Source organism: Erwinia sp. BNK-24-b, from assembly GCF_047456155.1.
GTDB classification, from domain to species: Bacteria; Pseudomonadota; Gammaproteobacteria; order Enterobacterales; family Enterobacteriaceae; genus Erwinia; species Erwinia phyllosphaerae.
In genome coordinates, this window is record NZ_CP179901.1 from 4447786 (window position 1) to 4464604 (window position 16819).

15 protein-coding genes are annotated in these 16819 nt (G+C 50.3%); 11 read left to right on the forward strand and 4 right to left on the reverse strand.

The window, feature by feature from the left end:
* Positions 1-150: 150 nt before the first annotated feature.
* Positions 151-465, reverse strand: coding sequence for a hypothetical protein (locus ACMGGR_RS20510; RefSeq protein WP_414147744.1), 315 nt, complete (start codon positions 463-465; stop codon positions 151-153).
* Between the two features lie 21 nt (positions 466-486).
* Here ACMGGR_RS20510 and ACMGGR_RS20515 point away from each other — a divergent pair, with 21 nt between their 5' ends.
* Positions 487-1401, forward strand: a complete 915-nt coding sequence (locus ACMGGR_RS20515; RefSeq protein WP_414147745.1) for an OmpA family protein — start codon at positions 487-489, stop codon at positions 1399-1401.
* 17 nt (positions 1402-1418) lie between these two features.
* Positions 1419-1895: a DcrB-related protein gene (locus tag ACMGGR_RS20520; protein WP_246760190.1), complete on the forward strand. Its 477-nt coding sequence runs from the start codon at positions 1419-1421 to the stop codon at positions 1893-1895.
* 197 nt (positions 1896-2092) lie between these two features.
* Here ACMGGR_RS20520 and ACMGGR_RS20525 read toward each other — a convergent pair whose 3' ends face one another.
* Positions 2093-2689: a helix-turn-helix transcriptional regulator gene (locus ACMGGR_RS20525; RefSeq protein WP_414147746.1), complete on the reverse strand. Its 597-nt coding sequence runs from the start codon at positions 2687-2689 to the stop codon at positions 2093-2095.
* A 980-nt stretch (positions 2690-3669) separates the two neighbouring features.
* Here ACMGGR_RS20525 and ACMGGR_RS20530 point away from each other — a divergent pair.
* Positions 3670-5778, forward strand: coding sequence for a TonB-dependent receptor (locus ACMGGR_RS20530; protein ID WP_414147747.1), 2109 nt, complete (start codon positions 3670-3672; stop codon positions 5776-5778).
* A gap of 10 nt (positions 5779-5788) precedes the next feature.
* Entirely contained in the window at positions 5789-6802 is a 1014-nt protein-coding gene (locus tag ACMGGR_RS20535) for an ABC transporter substrate-binding protein (RefSeq protein ID WP_414147748.1), read from the forward strand.
* 545 nt (positions 6803-7347) lie between these two features.
* Here ACMGGR_RS20535 and ACMGGR_RS20540 read toward each other — a convergent pair.
* Both ACMGGR_RS20540 and adhP read right to left on the reverse strand, forming a co-directional pair.
* On the reverse strand, positions 7348-8352 hold the full coding sequence (locus ACMGGR_RS20540; RefSeq protein WP_414147749.1) for an alpha/beta fold hydrolase: 1005 nt from the start codon (positions 8350-8352) through the stop codon (positions 7348-7350).
* Positions 8353-8722: 370 nt separating this feature from the next.
* Entirely contained in the window at positions 8723-9739 is a 1017-nt protein-coding gene (gene adhP / locus ACMGGR_RS20545) for an alcohol dehydrogenase AdhP (RefSeq protein ID WP_246760194.1), read from the reverse strand.
* A gap of 311 nt (positions 9740-10050) precedes the next feature.
* On the opposite strand from adhP, the gene ACMGGR_RS20550 reads away from it, so the two are divergent.
* The 7 genes from ACMGGR_RS20550 (at position 10051) to ACMGGR_RS20580 (ending at position 16684) form a co-directional block, all read left to right on the forward strand.
* A complete protein-coding gene (locus ACMGGR_RS20550) occupies positions 10051-11643 on the forward strand; it encodes an MFS transporter (protein ID WP_414147750.1) in 1593 nt (530 codons plus the stop codon).
* A gap of 28 nt (positions 11644-11671) precedes the next feature.
* Positions 11672-12811: a glycoside hydrolase family 88/105 protein gene (locus ACMGGR_RS20555; RefSeq protein WP_414147751.1), complete on the forward strand. Its 1140-nt coding sequence runs from the start codon at positions 11672-11674 to the stop codon at positions 12809-12811.
* A gap of 14 nt (positions 12812-12825) precedes the next feature.
* Positions 12826-13587, forward strand: coding sequence for a 2-dehydro-3-deoxy-D-gluconate 5-dehydrogenase KduD (gene kduD, locus ACMGGR_RS20560; RefSeq protein ID WP_246760197.1), 762 nt, complete (start codon positions 12826-12828; stop codon positions 13585-13587).
* 41 nt (positions 13588-13628) lie between these two features.
* Positions 13629-14270, forward strand: coding sequence for an RpiB/LacA/LacB family sugar-phosphate isomerase (locus ACMGGR_RS20565; protein WP_414147752.1), 642 nt, complete (start codon positions 13629-13631; stop codon positions 14268-14270).
* Positions 14271-14630: 360 nt separating this feature from the next.
* The gene (locus ACMGGR_RS20570) at positions 14631-15086 is read left to right on the forward strand and encodes an SgcJ/EcaC family oxidoreductase (protein WP_246760199.1); all 456 of its coding nucleotides are present in this window, start codon (positions 14631-14633) and stop codon (positions 15084-15086) included.
* A gap of 241 nt (positions 15087-15327) precedes the next feature.
* Positions 15328-16179 (forward strand): UilS family quorum-quenching N-acyl-homoserine lactonase, encoded by an 852-nt coding sequence (gene uilS, locus ACMGGR_RS20575; RefSeq protein WP_414147753.1) that lies wholly within the window; start codon positions 15328-15330, stop codon positions 16177-16179.
* Positions 16180-16330: 151 nt separating this feature from the next.
* Positions 16331-16684, forward strand: a complete 354-nt coding sequence (locus tag ACMGGR_RS20580; RefSeq protein WP_246760201.1) for a hypothetical protein — start codon at positions 16331-16333, stop codon at positions 16682-16684.
* The last annotated feature ends 135 nt before the right edge of the window (positions 16685-16819 follow it).

Consider the following 16819-nt stretch of genomic DNA (forward strand, 5'->3'; position numbering starts at 1 on the left):
ACGATACCAAAGGCACAGCAAAATGCTGTTGAAGAGGCAAAGCCAGTCATTTTCGTTATTGGCCCGTGGGCCAGGAAATGGTTTACCAATGTACAGTCAGCGCAAGCGCGCTGGATAGTCGTGCCGGAAGATGAAGATCTACAAAAAACGCTAAGCCGTCTGCGAAGAGAAAACCAGTGCGTCAAGGTCAATACGTTTTTCCCCTTCCTTCCGGACGGCCAGGAGGATGACGAACTTACGCTGGCACAACTGGCTAAATGGCAGCGAAAATTTCAGCAGGCAGAAGCTTTTCCCTGCGTTTTTGCTGTTTATGCCCGCCTGAGCAAGAAACCTTCCGCTCATCATCTTCACCACAACTGGTGGTCGGGTCGGTATGAAACAAACAAACGCGTGGCCACGACCATGGAAAGCGAAGCTCGCCAGCTGCTTACCGTGCTCAAACAGGATGCTGCCGGTAACGAACATGCTGCCATACATCGCTACGTTATGGCCGACGCGCTGTTCCTCTGGATGAAAAAGTCAGGCGTAATGGCAGCGCTGCAATCGCTTTTTTCTACCACTTCGTTACGTCTCTCGGCGGTTCTGCTGGCCGACTATGGCGATGGCTTTGTCCGTCACGGCGCATGGGCCCGCTGGATAAATAAAACGTTTCAACTTTACCCTGGCCTCTCATCCGCCGTTGTTCGCCCGCCTTTGCCGTCCGTAGTGGCCGGGTGCCCGAAAGTGAAAGCTTCTACTTTTCCTGCAAAAGCGTCCCCTTTTTGGCGCTGGTTGCCGGTAAGCCTGGCATTATTAATCGCTTTCTATTTAACGAGTGCGGCCTGGTTACAAAGCCAGCATATAAAAGAAGCCAGGCTAGCCCTTGCTGCTTTTACGCAAGCGGATGTTATACGCCCGGAAACGAGGCGCGAGGCTTTTGAAAGGTTATCGCGACAAGGCCAGAAGCTATCAGGTACCTGTAAAAACAGCCTTATTAATTTATGGGGAGAGAAAAACTGCCAAAACATGCTGGATAAGATAGAAACCGCGCTTCGCCACTATAAAAGTTTACCTGCCCTTTTTGCTTCGGTTCCCGCCGCTCTTTTCGCTCCGGGAAGCGCAGTTATCCAGCCAGGCAGTGAGGAAAAATTACTTATGCTATTGCCTTTGCTAAGCAGCGCACGGCAAACAACTTTTATGGTGACGGGCCATTCAGATAATACCGGGACAGACCAACTCAACCGGCAAATCTCTATTCAGAGGGCGACAGCAGTAAGGGACTGGCTTGTCCGGCATACTCGCCTCCCGGCAGAAAACTTTATCATTAAAGGCATGGGCGACGCTGTGCCAGTAGCCAGTAACGAGACCGAAGCGGGCCGTAGAAAGAACAGACGCGTGGAGTTAATACCTTTATCACAGTAAACAGGGATGAAAAAAGGATGAGTAAGAAACAGCCATACATTATCTATGAAGGGAATTTTTTGACAGAGGCCCCAAACTACGACCAGAGCATCAACGTCTTACGTTTTCTGGAGCCTGACGGTGAAGAGTATTCAATTATGGTTAATCGTTCTTTCAAGGTGCAGGATCAGACGCTGGAAGCCTTTTGCGAAAACCAGATGAATTTTTTGGCTAATACATTGCCCGGTTATGAAAACGAAGGAAAAATGCTACATAATCAGCTGGGCCCGGAAAAGCTCCCGGTTATTCAGATAGCAAATAGTTTTCTGGATAACGGACAAAGGATCAGGCAGGTACAATCTTTTGTTGAGCTACCTTATCACCCTGTTATCAATCCATCGCGGTTAAATCTGATTATTTTTAGTTTGATAGCGCAAAAAGAGTTTACCGAGTATCAGCGAAAACATTACGTGCAAATTATCAATAGCTTTACGCCGGAAACTAAGGCGTTATAAAAAATCCATACTGAGTTGTTAAAAGAAAAGCGGCCCGTAATAAATGGGCCGCAAATGAATGATAAAGTTAAAACGGGCTTAACGGCTTATGGGCTTACATGCTTACATGCTTACATGCTTACATGCTTACATGCTTACATGCTTACATGCTTACATGCTTATATGCTTATATGCTTATATGCTTATATGCTGCGCGCTTACAGGCACAGCGTATTCCATTCTTTATTTGCACAGCTGGCAACAAAGGAAGCATACTTATAAAACTCGACCCGATTGATCATACCCAGCTTACGAATCGCATTGCGACAATGCGTATTAATGGTTTTTTCAGAGCGGTTAAGCATTCTGGAGATGCACTCTGGGCGATATCCCTTCCCTATTAAAAATATAATTTTATTTTCGGTAGCGGATAGCTGCATAAAATTTTTTAAACCTATTGACCTGTAGTTTCTCTGTCGGGAAAACTGCGTACACTCTGTTTCAGAAATTGTCAGTATTTTCCTTATTTTCCCTGTAATTGCGGGCAGGTTCTCGTTACGGCAAATAAAAGGGATATGCAAAACCACCGTTTTTCCTTCCCCCTCATGCCTGTACCAAAGCTTTTCTTTCTTGTATAAAAATATACTTACCATCATATCTCTGAAGACAATATTCGTTACGCCGGGGGCTTGTTCGTTTTTCGCAGCGACAAAAGAAAACTTTTCCCGCTCATGAGCGTCCATCACATCTTTTATTAATGACTCCAGCCCGCTTATATAATAGATATTATCGCTTGCGATACGGATAGTAGACATAATACAGGCCCCTAAAAAGTAGATAGCGTGATGAAATGAAAAGATTCAGTTTGGCACAGGTTTAAAACCAATAATTTCCCGTAAAAACCATTCAATAATAGCTATACATGCCGAAAAAAACGGTAAAAAATAAATTTTAACTTAAGCGAAACGATGTTATTTACTAAATTAACTAACACTCGTCAAAAATAACCCCCCTTTCTCCCATGACCACCCAACAGGTTATAGCCTGCCAGCAGGCACAAAATGCCGTGACAAGGAGAAACATGACGAAAGAGGGAGTTATTTTCACTGTATAAGGGGAGGGATGCCCTGAGTATTTAATGTCTTTTTGCATAAACTCACCTGTCGGTTACAATCCTTGTATCCATATCACTTAATTAATATCACCAAATAGCCTTAATGTATACCCTGGATTTTATATAGATTAATAAACCGAGAATCATCTGAACAGAAGCTAACAGGGTAAGGACATAAATAGTCTACCCCCGAATTGAAGTGAATACGCAAAAAATATAACAATTTTTATTGTGTAGAAACCTTTCCAGAAACTGTATTTCCTGCCTTAATGTTTAGCGGGTTACTGCCTGCCGCCATCTTTATGGTCGTTTACAGGAAATAAATAAGCAGTAGCGCTTTAACTTAAAAGCGCCAATTAAATCCTGCTCTGGATATCTTACTTTTACCGATTTTTAACGCCGCGCAGAAGGTTTGACGCCTGTCGGACTATGCCTGGTACCCGCGTGAACGACAGGAACACGCGAAGTAGAAAGGCAAAATAATGTGACGTTAATCACGTTCTGGCCGTTAACATCCCTCGTCCGATAAGGCTTTGTCAGTAGCAAGTGCTGAACTTTACCCTTGCGCACTCGTTATATACTTTACAACATAGCGTTATGCTACCCTTTGCGCGTTCTTTACTTTTACTTTCATTCTGACAGCACTTTACTGCTGCAATACGGGCAAGGCATTACAATAAAATGAGCATTATTCAATCACCGCGAGCGGTTAAAAGCACGCTATGCGTACTGATTTTTATGGCAATCCAGGCACAGGCACAGGATAAGACACTTACCGTTAGCGCCGCACCATCAACGGAAGTCGCAGCGCCGGATAAACAGGCCACGCTGGGTAACCTTGGCAAGCAAGACATTCGTAATACCCCTTATTCCGTGCAGGTCGTTTCCCCTTCGCTAATGAAGCGCCAGCAGCTAAAAAGCATCACCGATATTTATCGCTATATGCCTTCCGTTCAGGGCGATGGCGCGCGCCCGCAAACGCGCGGTATGCAGGGCAGCGTCGTGCAGAACTCGATGATTGACGGCCTGAATGTCGTCTCGACTACCGATTACGCCGCCGAGCAGTTTGATCATATAGAAGTATTAAATGGCCTGGGCGGCTCACTATACGGTCCGGCTAATCCCGCTGGACTGTTTAACTTTGTGGCAAAACGTCCGGCCGATATTGCTCAGCACAGTCTGACCTTTGGTGCAGGCACTGGCCTTAGCCATCTTGTTTCCGGCGACTTTAGCGGCCCGCTGGACGATAACGATCGCCTGCGCTATCGCGCTAATTTTCTGGATGATGAGGGCAACGGCTACGTCAGCGGCAGTAAAAAACGTCGCCAGCTGTTTAGCCTGGGGCTGGATGCAAACCTGACCGACCGCACCGTACTGGAAAGCAACTTCAGCTATTACCACTATTACGAGAAAGGCCTGCCGGGCAAATTTGCCTTAGGCAACGGGCTTTCTTTTCCCTCTGCGCCCAACCCTAAAACGGCGCATCTGGGGCAATATTATGCCGGAAGCGATAACCATACGCTGACTGCCAGCCTGCATCTGAAACACGATTTTGATGGCAACTGGCAGGGCGAGCTGGGCGTCCTGCGGCAGATTGCCGACCGGGAATCGACGGCGGTGACCAATACGTTTACCGATCGCGCAGGTGATTACAAAACGACAACTTCATCTTCTACTGCCAGCCGCTTTACTATTAACAGCTATATGGCGAACCTGAATGGCGAAGTTGAAACCGGCTGGCTACATCACCAGATTTCCACCGGCGTGCGCGGCTTTGTCTGGAAAAACTATAATCCGCTTAACGGCGGCACCACTACGCTGGGCAGCGCTTCGCTTGACGATCCGCAATCTTTTGCCGAGCCGGATTATCCTGATTTTAGCCATCGCTACCATTCCGCCACCGCCACGCAGCAGGCATTTCTGTTAAGCGATACGCTGACCTTCTCGCCACAGTGGAGCCTGCTGCTGGCAGGCAGTGAAAGCTTCCTGACCTCTGCCAACTATGCCAAAACCGGCAGTCGCAGCAGCCATTCCGACGACAGCGGCTTTAGCGGTTCGGCCAGCCTGATGTATAAGCCTGTTGACCCGTTAACGCTATACGTCACCTGGGCTGACAGCCTGCAACAGGGCGATACGGCCCCGTCAGGTTCAAACAACGCCGGTTCCATTTTGTCGCCTTATCGCAGTAAGCAGGTAGAAGTGGGCAGCAAGCTGGCGGTAGATAAAGTGCTGCTGACCGCCGCACTGTTTCAGATCGACCGTCCTTTTGCCTATACCACGACCAGCGGCGACTATGCGGTAGATGGCAACCAGCGTAACCGTGGACTGGAGCTAATGGCCGATGGAGATGTGACCGACAACCTGCATCTGTACGGCGGCATGACCTGGCTCGATCCACGCCTGCGCGATACCGCCAGCGCGGCGACAACCGACAAGCAGATTGTGGGACTGGCTCGCTACACCGCCAGCCTGTTTGCGGCCTACGACCTGCCTTTCCTTAGCGGCACAGATGTGCATGGCGGCATGCATTACGTAGGACGCCGCAGCACGGACAACGCCAATGACAGCTGGGTCGGCAGCTACGCTACTTTCGATATTGGCAGCAGCTATAAAACGCGCCTGTTCAACACCGATACCACCTTCCGACTGGATATGACCAACCTGACCAATCGCCACTACTGGACAAATATTGTGCCAGGCGGCCTGAACGGTTATAGCGGTGCCGGTTATGCCAGCGCCCAGCTGGGTGAGCCGCGCATGGTGCAGGTGTCAATGCAACTGAATTTCTGAGGAGATTTTTATGAAGATGCGCCTGATTATGCCGCTGCTGGCATTGAGCCTGGCTTTTGGCCCATCAGCCTTTGCCCGCACGGTGACCGATGACGCCGGTAATAAAGTAACGGTAAAAGCGCAGGCCCATCGTATTGCCGACGGCTGGTATGCGCATCACTCGCTGTTAATGACGTTAGGCGCAGGCGATCGCATCGTGGCCACGGTTAACCATGCCAGCGATCGCCCCTGGATGTTTAAAATCCAGCCGTCGCTGAATCAGGCGTTGTCCGTTCATGGCCGCAGCTTCAATAGCGAAGCGCTGCTGGCCGCGAAGGTAGATACGGTATTTGTGGCAGCAGAGGATGCGGATGCCGACGCCTACCGTCGTGCCGGACTGCCTACGCTGGTTATGCGTTTTGACGATTTTCCGTCAATGGAGCACTCTTTGCTGACCACGGCTGACGTGGTCGGCACACCACAGGCCCGGCAGCGTGCTGACGCCTATAACGCTTATCTTGAGCAGCAGATTGCGGCTATTCAGGCAAAAACCGCCGGGCTTAGCGATAGCCAGCGCCCGCGCGTGTTACATATTCAGTCGCTACATCCGCTGAAAGTCGACGGGCGCAACACGCTGATCGATACCTGGATAAAACTGGCTGGAGGCCGCAACGCCGCGGCGGAAGTTAATGGCAATATGAAGGAAACGTCGCCAGAAAATATCCTTTTCTGGCAGCCGGACATAATCATTATTGGCGCTGGCGCCGGTTCGCTTGCCGATTCTGATTACGCGACGCTGTTCAGTAACCTGAAAGCGGTTAAGAATCATCAGGTATGGCAAAATCCAGCGGGTGTCTTTCCATGGGATCGCTACGGTACGGAAGCCGCGCTGCAGATCCAGTGGGCGGCTAAACTGCTGCATCCGCAGCTTTTTCCGGCGCTGGATATGGTAAAAACGACGCAGGATTTTTACCGTCGCTTTTTTGATTACCCGCTGACGGCCGTCCAGGCCCAGCGAATATTGCAGGCTAAAGGGCCGGAGTAAGCTTAAGCGGCTAGCCGATCCCTGTTTTTTCCCCATCAGGTTACCAATATAAAGCCATTATGGGTTACCCGGTACGTTCCAGTCGCAGTCAATCTCATCACTGTGGCTGGAACATTCGGCCATACTGGCCTGGCTATCTCTAAAGCCAGCCGTTTTATTCTGTCCCATGCAGCCGCACAGACAAAAAAAGCAGCTTATAATCAGAATCATTTTTTTCATAGCTATCGCGTCAACGGAAACCCCTGTTTAATCCGTAGCGATAATAAAAAGTGATGATTCAATATTACATCAATCGACCTTGCGAATAATTAATTTCCCTTTTTAAATTACAACGAAGCAACAAAACTTATAAATAACAAACACAATCACTCTTCATAAAGTAATAGGGCTAACTTGTTATTGCAGATGGGAAATTTATTATAAATAAAGTATGCGACGCTCGTTTAACAAGAGTTAATAAGAATAAATTTGTTTGTCATGCTCTGAGCATGCAACCCGCGACCGGCGCGGGTCATCCATTTACGGCGAGATCTGGCCCGCTTCCGTCATTGACGCAAATTTTTAATCAATGCCTGGTTAAACATAACCGGATCTTCCATTTGTGGCGCATGTCCCATGCCTTTAAATTCTATGAGCGTGGCGTGCGGGATGGTGTTTGCGGTTTCTTTGCCTAAACGATCGTAATGGCCAATTTTTGCTTTCACTTCCGGTGGTGCAATATCGCTGCCAATCGCGGTCGTGTCCGCTGTTCCAATCATCAGCGTGGTGGGAACGGTCAAATTTTTGAATTCATAATAAACAGGCTGGGTAAAAATCATGTCGTACAGCAGCGCAGAATTCCATGCCACCTCTTTTTTCCCCGGACCGTTATTAAGACCAGCCAGCATAGTTACCCAGCGATCGTATTCAGGTTTCCAGCTGCCGCCGTAATAGGTTTTCTGCTCATACTTTTTAATGCTCTCTGCGCTGGTTTTTAATTCACGCTGATACCAGTCATCAACGCTGCGCCACGGTACGCCTTTCGCCTTCCAGTCCTCCAGCCCAATAGGATTAACCAGCACCATCTTTTCTACCTGATCGGGATACATCAGCGCGTAACGCGTAGCCAGCATGCCGCCGGTGGAGTGGCCGACCAGCGTGATTTTATCAATATGTAAGCTGGCAAGCAGCTGATGGGTATTCAGAGCCAGCTGCTGAAAACTATATTGATAGCGCCCGGGTTTGCTGGACGTACAGAAACCAATTTGATCCGGTGCAATAACCCGATAACCCGCGCGTTTCAGCGCCTCAATCGAATCCTGCCAGGTTACGCCACAAAAATTTTTGCCGTGCAGCAGCACAACCGTGCGGCCATTCGCCTGATGTTCAGGTTTGACGTCAATGTAGCCCATCGACAGCGTCTGCTGCTGAGAGGAAAAGGAGTAGCGGGCAATGTGATAAGGAAAATCAAAGCCTTGTAATTCGATACCGTACTGCGGCGTAGGCTGCGCCCCAGCGCTAAAAGCAACCAGCATACCGGCAGCCATAAAAATTCGGGTTCTTTTTAACACGTTAATTATCCTCAATATTATGCTGAAACTATTGGGCTTACGCGTTTAACCTTAGCGGATAAAATGAATAATAATGACTATTTTGCTGCGTTGCAGAACGGTTTACCCCTTCTCTGTCACGTTAGCAAAAAGAGCTACAGGTGTGGCGGATTTTAATCTGGCGATTAAAGTTAATTTGTTAAGGCGTGTTAAAAAGGAAAGGAAATGTTAAACAATACGGCCTGGATGATGTCGCTGCTGTGGCTAAGCCTTTGCTGCCGCCTGGAACCACAGGCGCCAGAACGATCAAGCTTCTTTATGAGCGCATAGCCATGCGGCTAAAAACTTGCCTGTAGAAGACGACTGCCTGACGCTTCTACAGGCAAGTTATTTACTGACCCTGTGAAAAATCGATAACCATACGGCCCTTAATTTTCCCTGCAATCATCTCCTCAAAGATATCATTAATATCCTCTACGGGACGCCTGGTCACTTTAGGCACGACTTTTCCTTCCGCTGCAAACTGGAAAGCCTCAGCCAGATCCTCACGTGTGCCAACCAGCGATCCCACAACCTGAATGCCGTCCAGCACCAGCCGTGGAATATTCAGGCTCATCGACTCCGGCGGCAGGCCTACGGCCACAATGCGGCCGCCTGCACGCATGGCGTCTACGGCAGAATTAAAGGCGGCTTTCGCGACGGCCGTGACTACCGCAGCATGCGCGCCCCCCGTTTTCTCCTGAATGACCTTAGCCGCATCTTCTTTAGCGGAGTTAACCACCAGATCGGCACCCATTTCCGTCGCGAACTGGAGCTGAGCATCATTAACATCAACGGCAATCACTTTGGCATTAAAAACGTTTTTTGCGTACTGCAACGCCAGATTGCCCAGACCGCCTAAGCCATAGATAGCTATCCACTTGCCGGGCTGAATGCCGGAAACCTTAACGGCTTTATAGGTTGTCACTCCGGCACAGGTTACGCTGCTAGCGGCCGCCGAATCCAGACCGTCCGGCACCTTCACCGCATAGTCGGCTACCACGATGCACTCTTCCGCCATACCGCCGTCTGCGGTAAAACCGGCGTTCAACACATCACGGCACAGCGTCTCATTGCCCGTGGTGCAATACTCGCAGTGCCCACAGCCTTTATAAAACCATGCCACGCTGGCGCGATCGCCCGGCTTGAGCGACGTGACGCCCGGACCGATTTCCTTTACCACGCCCACGCCTTCATGACCGAGCACAATGCCGGTACGGTCACCAAAGTCGCCATTTTTAACATGCAGATCGGTATGGCACACGCCACAGCAATCCATTTTCAGCAGTGCCTCACCGTAGGCCAATGCTCGCAATTTTTTATCAACGATATCAACAGAATGATCTTTATTCACCACGGCAGCTTTCATTGTTATTTCCTCCTGAAGGTTGTTTGCCTTTTAACTATAGGAATATTTACGAACGCAACTTTGATTTAACACGACATAGTCTGCTTTATCTGTCTTCTGCCGCACAGAAAAAGAAATGGCCCTGCGATTCAATAAAAATGAAACGCTATTTTATTAAACGGTGATCCTGGCCATCAGCATCTTCTTTTCTCCGCCATTTCCACCTGCCCGTTGGCAAAATCGCAAAGGTTTTCCGTCCGCCTTAAAACTAACTTAGCTCATCCCCCGACATACAGCCGGGCTGTGCAGGTTGGCTAATCAGGACGGAAACTATGACAACACGTAAACCAGGAACGCTTAATTACCTTGCCTATGGATCAGGAGATTTTCTCGGTGCCGGAACAATGGCCCTGACGTCAGCCTGGCTGCTGTATTTTTACACCACGTTTTGCGGCCTCAGTCCGATTGAGGCGACCTCGATTTTTGCCATGGCCCGTATCGTCGACGGCGTGGTCAGCCCGCTGATGGGCTATCTGACCGACCACTTTGGTTCGACACGGCTCGGTAAACGGTTTGGCCGTCGTAAGTTCTTTATTCTTATTGGTATTCCGCTGGTCTTTAGCTATAGCCTGATGTGGGTCGGTGAGATGACTTACCTCTATTACCTGCTGACTTACCTTGTTTTCGAAGTGGTCTATACCTCTATCCTGGTGCCGTATGAAACGCTGGTGCCGGAAATGACCGACGACTTCAAAGAAAAAACGAAGTTCTCCGGTGCGCGCATCGCGCTGGCTCAGCTTTCCGCTATCCTGGCGGCCTTTTTGCCGGGGATCTTGCTGAGCTGGTTCGGCAAAGATAATCCGCTCTCCTTTTTCTACTCCAGCCTGGTGTTTTCCGTACTCTGCGCGGTAGTGCTGACGCTGGTTTATCTTTATACGTGGGAACGCCCGGCAGAAAAAAAATCTGCGGCTGCGCTGGCGGCGGAGCAGCAAAAGCTCACGCTGGGACAGAGCCTCAACCGCCTGAAAATCGAGCTTCTTTCTACGCTGCGCATCCGTATTTTCCGCCAGCATTTGGGAATGTACCTGGGCGGCTATATCGCGCAGGACGTTTTCAACGCCGTCTTTACCTATTACGTCGTCTTCGTGTTAATGCAGGAGGCAACCGTCGCTTCCAGCCTGATGGGCACCATGGCCACCCTGCAGTTTGTAGCCGTCATCGGCATGATCCCACTCTGTATCCGCATTGGGCCCGCGCCTTCTTACCGTATCGTCGTCGCACTGTTTGCCCTCAGTACGCTTTCTTATGGCGTGCTCTACTACAGCGGCATGAGCGACGTCTTCTCTCTGTTACTGCTGATTTCTGCGGTGGCGGGACTGGGACGCGGCGGCATTAACTATGTTCCCTGGAATATTTATACCTATATCGCCGATGTGGACGAAATCATCACCGGCCAGCGCCGGGAAGGTATCTTTGCCGGCATTATGACGCTGACGCGCAAGGCTTCCCAGGCGGGTGCCGTCATGCTGGTCGGTATCCTGATGCAGCTTTCCGGCTTCGTGGCGGGCAGCGCGGAGCAAACGCCCGAGGTCGGCCACGCCATCCTGCTGATTATGTGCGGCGGTACCCTTATCGTCCTTTGCCTGGGCTTTCTGATCTCCCTGCGCTTCAGGCTGAATCTGGCTACTCACCGGGTGCTGCGTGAAGAAACAGAAAAAATGCGCCAGGCCGGCAACATTGTGCCTACAAACGTAACGCCAGAGGCACGCGCCACCGTCGAAATGCTGGCCGGAATGCCCTACGAATCGCTCTGGGGCAACAACAATATCGGTTACCTGAACCGTAACAAGCCCGCCGCTGGCCCACTGCCCGTCAACGCCGCCAGCCCGAGAGATAACCCGAGCGACAACCTGACCCATTTATAAACCCTGGAGCCACGAGGACAGCGCAATTATGGTCGTATACCCAGTAAAACAGAGTCCGCTTCTGTGCCAGCCGGAAAGATTTATCGCCGGCCACGAACTTCATCAGCTGATCAATAAGCTGGTAGATAACCTGGTGAATATTACCGACGAAACCGGCGAATTTTTACTGAGGCTGGATGATGGTCGGGTAATAGACACCAAGGGCTGGGCAGGATGGGAATGGACGCACGGCATCGGCCTGTACGGCATCCATCAATATTATCGCCAGACGGGTGATGACCGCCTGCGAGCCATCATTGATAACTGGTTCAGCGATCGTTTTGCGGAAGGGTCAACCACCCGCAACGTTAATACGGTCTGCCCGTTTCTGACGCTGGCTTACCGTTATGAAGAAACACGAGATCCCCGCTGGCTACCTTATCTCGAAAGCTGGGCGGACTGGATCATGCATAGCATGCCGCGCACGCGGATGGGCGGCCTGCAGCATATTACGCTGGCGGAAGAAAACCATCAGCAGCTGTGGGATGACACGCTGATGATGACCGTGATGCCCCTGGCAAAAATCGGCAGGCTGCTCAATCGTCCGGCCTATGTCGAAGAAGCCAAATATCAGTTCCTGCTGCATACCCAGCACCTGATGGATAAGGAAACCGGACTGTGGTTTCACGGCTGGACTTTCGAGGGTAATCACAATTTTGCCAACGCTCGCTGGGCGCGCGGTAACAGCTGGCTGACGATTGTTATCCCGGAATTTCTGGAACTGCTCGATTTGCCGGAAACGGATGCGACTCGCCGCTATTTACAGGAAATCCTGGCATGCCAGCTGGCCGCACTCGAAAAATGCCAGCACGAAAGCGGCCTGTGGCACACGCTGCTTGACGATCCGACCTCTTATCTTGAAGCCTCTGCTACCGCTGGTTTTGCTTTCGGCATGCTGAAAGCGGCCCGTCGCCACTACGCTGACGCTCGCTACGTCGCCGTGGCGGAAAAAGCCATTAAAGGAATAATTTCCCGCATCAATAAGGAAGGAGAACTGACTCAGGTCTCCTTTGGCACAGGGATGGGTAAAGACCTCGACTTCTACCGCCAGATACCGCTTACCTCCATGCCTTACGGGCAGGCGATGGCGATCCTGTGCCTGGTGGAATACCTGCATGTCTATTTATAAAAAAGGAAAGCCGCATGATTCTTGAAGATTTCTCTCTGCAAGGGAAGGTGGCCGTGGTCACCGGTTGCAATACAGGCCTGGGGAAAAGTATGGCCGTGGGTCTGGCCCAGGCGGGCTGTGACATTGTGGCCATTAACCGCAGTGAACCAGACGAAACCGCTGGCGAGGTACTGTCGCTGGGCCGCCGTTTTCTTAGCCTTAACGCCGACCTTGGCCGTCAGGAGGAACTCTCCTCGCTGTTGGAACGTGCAGTTCAGGAAATGGGACACATCGACATTCTGGTCAATAACGCGGGCCTGATACGCCGTGAAGACGCGCTGAACTTCAGCGAAAAGGACTGGGATGACGTAATGAATGTGAATCTCAAAACGCTGTTCTTTCTTTCGCAGCTGGCGGCTCGTCAGTTTATCCAACAGGGCCACGGCGGCAAAATTATTAATATCGCCTCCATGCTCTCTTTTCAGGGCGGCGTGCGCGTCCCCTCTTACACCGCATCTAAAAGCGCGGTCATGGGCCTGACGCGCCAGCTGGCGAACGAATGGGCCAGATATGGCATCAATGTGAACGCGCTAGCGCCGGGTTATATGGAAACCAATAACACAAAGCAATTGCGTGATGATGAGGCGCGCAGTGGAGAAATCCTGGCGCGTATTCCTGCCGGACGCTGGGGCATACCGCAAGATCTTATGGGGCCAGTGGTTTTTCTGGCGTCACCGGCAGCAGATTACATTAACGGCTACACCCTGGCAGTCGATGGCGGCTGGCTGGCGCGCTAGTGCGCCGTTCCCCAAACAACCAATGAACAGCGGAGATAAAAATGAATATTGCCCTGATGATGGAAAACAGCCAGGCGGCGAAAAACGCCATGGTGCTGGAACAGCTACAGGCCGTGGCCGCAGAGAATAAAGATACGGTATTTAACGTTGGTATGAGTGATGAAAACGATCATCATCTGACCTATATCCACCTGGGTATTATGGCCAGCATCCTGCTAAACGCCAAAGCGGTAGATTTTGTCATAACGGGCTGCGGTACGGGTCAGGGCGCAATGATGTCGCTGAATATCCATCCGGGCGTGCTTTGCGGCTATTGCCTGGATCCGGCGGATGCCTTTCTGTTTTCGCAGATTAACAACGGCAACGCGCTTTCTCTGGCTTTCGCCAAAGGTTTTGGCTGGGGTGCAGAACTGAACGTCCGCTATATGTTTGAAAAGGCGTTTACCGGCCGCCGTGGCGAAGGGTATCCCGTTGAGCGTAAAGAGCCACAGGTACGCAATGCCGGCATCCTCAATCAGGTGAAAAGTGCAGTCATGAAGGACAATTATCTGGATACGCTGCGTGCCATCGATCCTGAGCTTATTAAAACGGCTATCAGCGGCGAACGTTTGCAAAAGTGTTTGTTTACGCAAGGTAAAGATGCAGAAATTATCGCCTGGGTTAAGCAGCAGCTGCTGAAATAAGCGCTTCGCAGTGGTCACCCGACGGTGGCCACACTTTCATATAACGCACAGATAAAAGGTCAATGAGCGCCTCTGCCTGACATTATTTCCGCATACTTCTACTTTTTTATAAAATATATCTTTTTATTTTAATAAATAAATATTCCCCGGACGCATCCTTACAAAAAACAACGCTCAATCACTTATTTATGTTTTTACAAAATTAATAACCCTGGCAACTATTAGGGCGCACTTAAATAATAATGATCCTAATCAACCTCTGCCACGCAATATTAATCATTAATAATGGCGTTTAATTATCATTTAGCTTTCTCTGCTATTTTGGTTTTTATTATAGACACAACACCACGGAGAGAATGAATGAAAACGGGATTAATAGGTTTGATGATTGCTGGCGTGCTGACCAGCTCTGCGGCTTTTGCCCACGAAAAAACAGCCTGTGTTAAAATGACGGAGCAGGAAGTTGCCGCCATGTTCGACCGCTGGAATGATTCGCTGAAAACAGGCGATGCGGAGAAAGTCTCGCAGAATTATCTTTCTGATGCCGTACTGCTACCCACGCTGTCGAACAAGGTTCGATTGACGGACGAAGAACGTATTGATTATTTTAATAAGTTTCTGGCGAAAAAGCCGACGGGCCATATTGATAGCCGTACCATTCGCACCGGCTGTAATAAAGCTATCGATACCGGCACCTACACGTTTACCTTTGGCGACGGTTCTAAAGCCGCTGCACGTTACACCTTTACCTATAGCTGGGACGGTCAGAAGTGGTTAATTTCAAGCCATCACTCTTCTGCCATGCCTGAAGGTTAACGATAACGAGTCGAAAAAAGGTTATACATCATTATTTATTATCTTTTTTGACATTATAGTTACTTCTGCATATTGCTTTTTTTCTCGTCTGTTGAGAAAAAGTCGGGCTGGCAGGGAAAATTTAGCCAGCCCGAATTATTATTATTTTGATTCAGCTTCCGGCAACGCATGCTCTCATTATATAAAATCTACGGGTTTCGATCGCTTTGTCTTTTAACCCGGATAAATACAGGGAGTTTTTATGCAGCTATCCACCCATAAATTGTCTGGCGATATCGCCGTCACTATGCGTACCCCCGCCAGCAAGTCTGCACCCGCTATTATTCTTTGCCACGGATTTTGCGGCATCCAGGAAATTTTGTTACCCGCTTTTGCCGAGGAGTTTACCCGAGCGGGCTTTATTACTCTTACTTTTGACTATCGTGGTTTTGGTGCCAGCGGCGGCGAACGTGGTCGTCTGGTGCCTGCCATGCAAATCGACGATATCCTGACCGTCGTTGACTGGGCCAGCGCGCTACCCAACGTGCAGCATGTTGGCCTGTGGGGCACGTCGTTTGGCGGATGCCACGTTATGGGCGCGGCCGCGCAAAGCCCTGCCGTAAAATGCGTGGTCAGCCAGCTGGCCTTTGCCGACGGCGAAACAGTGGTCACGGGCAAAATGACGGCGGACGAAAAAGCCGGTTTTGTCGCCGCGCTGGATAAAATGGCGGAGAAAAAGGCGGCAACCGGTAAAGAGATGTTCGTTGCCATTACGCGCGTGCTGAATGACGATGAGTCAAAGACCTTTTTCGACAGTCATAAAGCGCAGTTTCCGGCGATGGATATTAAAATCCCCTTCCTGACAATACGTGAAACGCTGCATTACCAGCCGGCGGAAAATGCCCGTCAGGTTTGCTGTCCAGCGCTGGTAGTCGTCGCGGGCGCTGACAGCGTAAACCCACCGGAACAGGGTATTGCCCTGTTTGAGGCGCTAGGATCGCCCGAGAAAAAGCTGCACGTTGAGAAAAATGCAAAGCATTACGATATGTATAGCGGCAGCCACTTTGACAATATCATCGGACAGCAGATCGACTGGTTCAGGAACTGGCTGTAAATTAAGATTTTCTGTAGCCTTGCCATGCTGAGATATCGGCCGGATAAACGGAAACAATGCGGTTATCCGCTACCCTTAACGGGTAACGCAGAAAAAACTTACCGTACGACGGTACGAATTGCTGAACGACAATCCTTTAGAAGGAGCAGGTATGAAAAAAGTTATGCTGCTGCTTGCCGCTCTGGCGGCGACCAGCGCAGCGCAGGCTGCGGACTCAGACTCAGATGCAAACGATCCAGCTCAGGGTTACATCGCTAATCTTTGTACGCTGGTCACGCAGGAGAAAACCACGGGTTCGGCGGACAGCTACATTGCGAAACTGAAAGCGCTAAACGTACGTGGCCAGTCGCCTTCCGCGCAGGAGAAACCAGATTTTGATGAAGACGAAGCCAGAACCGTCGTTGCCGCCTGGCTAAACCTGAACGAAGATCAGAAAAAGCAGGCTCGCCAGAGCACGGAAGCCTGCCAGAGCGCGACGCTCGACGAGTATCAGAGCCAGGATTAATCTCTCTTTTTCCGCCCTGTTGTTTGCCAGACAAGCAACAGCGGCGGCTTTCCCGTCCTGTATAACGGCAAAATAAAGGTGCGCAGAAGAAAACAGAACGCCCGGTGAAACGGTCAGCGCAAGCGTATGACGACA

Excerpts from the sequence above, each read along its gene's own strand:
- ACMGGR_RS20510 (WP_414147744.1), bottom strand. The coding sequence starts at position 465 with ATGTTCGTTACCGGCAGCATCCTGTTTGAGCACGGTAAGCAGCTGGCG.
- ACMGGR_RS20515 (WP_414147745.1), top strand. The coding sequence starts at position 487 with ATGGCCGACGCGCTGTTCCTCTGGATGAAAAAGTCAGGCGTAATGGCA.
- ACMGGR_RS20520 (WP_246760190.1), top strand. The coding sequence starts at position 1,419 with ATGAGTAAGAAACAGCCATACATTATCTATGAAGGGAATTTTTTGACA.
- ACMGGR_RS20525 (WP_414147746.1), bottom strand. The coding sequence starts at position 2,689 with ATGTCTACTATCCGTATCGCAAGCGATAATATCTATTATATAAGCGGG.
- ACMGGR_RS20530 (WP_414147747.1), top strand. The coding sequence starts at position 3,670 with ATGAGCATTATTCAATCACCGCGAGCGGTTAAAAGCACGCTATGCGTA.
- ACMGGR_RS20535 (WP_414147748.1), top strand. The coding sequence starts at position 5,789 with ATGAAGATGCGCCTGATTATGCCGCTGCTGGCATTGAGCCTGGCTTTT.
- adhP (WP_246760194.1), bottom strand. The coding sequence starts at position 9,739 with ATGAAAGCTGCCGTGGTGAATAAAGATCATTCTGTTGATATCGTTGAT.
- ACMGGR_RS20550 (WP_414147750.1), top strand. The coding sequence starts at position 10,051 with ATGACAACACGTAAACCAGGAACGCTTAATTACCTTGCCTATGGATCA.
- ACMGGR_RS20555 (WP_414147751.1), top strand. The coding sequence starts at position 11,672 with ATGGTCGTATACCCAGTAAAACAGAGTCCGCTTCTGTGCCAGCCGGAA.
- kduD (WP_246760197.1), top strand. The coding sequence starts at position 12,826 with ATGATTCTTGAAGATTTCTCTCTGCAAGGGAAGGTGGCCGTGGTCACC.
- ACMGGR_RS20565 (WP_414147752.1), top strand. The coding sequence starts at position 13,629 with ATGAATATTGCCCTGATGATGGAAAACAGCCAGGCGGCGAAAAACGCC.
- ACMGGR_RS20570 (WP_246760199.1), top strand. The coding sequence starts at position 14,631 with ATGAAAACGGGATTAATAGGTTTGATGATTGCTGGCGTGCTGACCAGC.
- uilS (WP_414147753.1), top strand. The coding sequence starts at position 15,328 with ATGCAGCTATCCACCCATAAATTGTCTGGCGATATCGCCGTCACTATG.
- ACMGGR_RS20580 (WP_246760201.1), top strand. The coding sequence starts at position 16,331 with ATGAAAAAAGTTATGCTGCTGCTTGCCGCTCTGGCGGCGACCAGCGCA.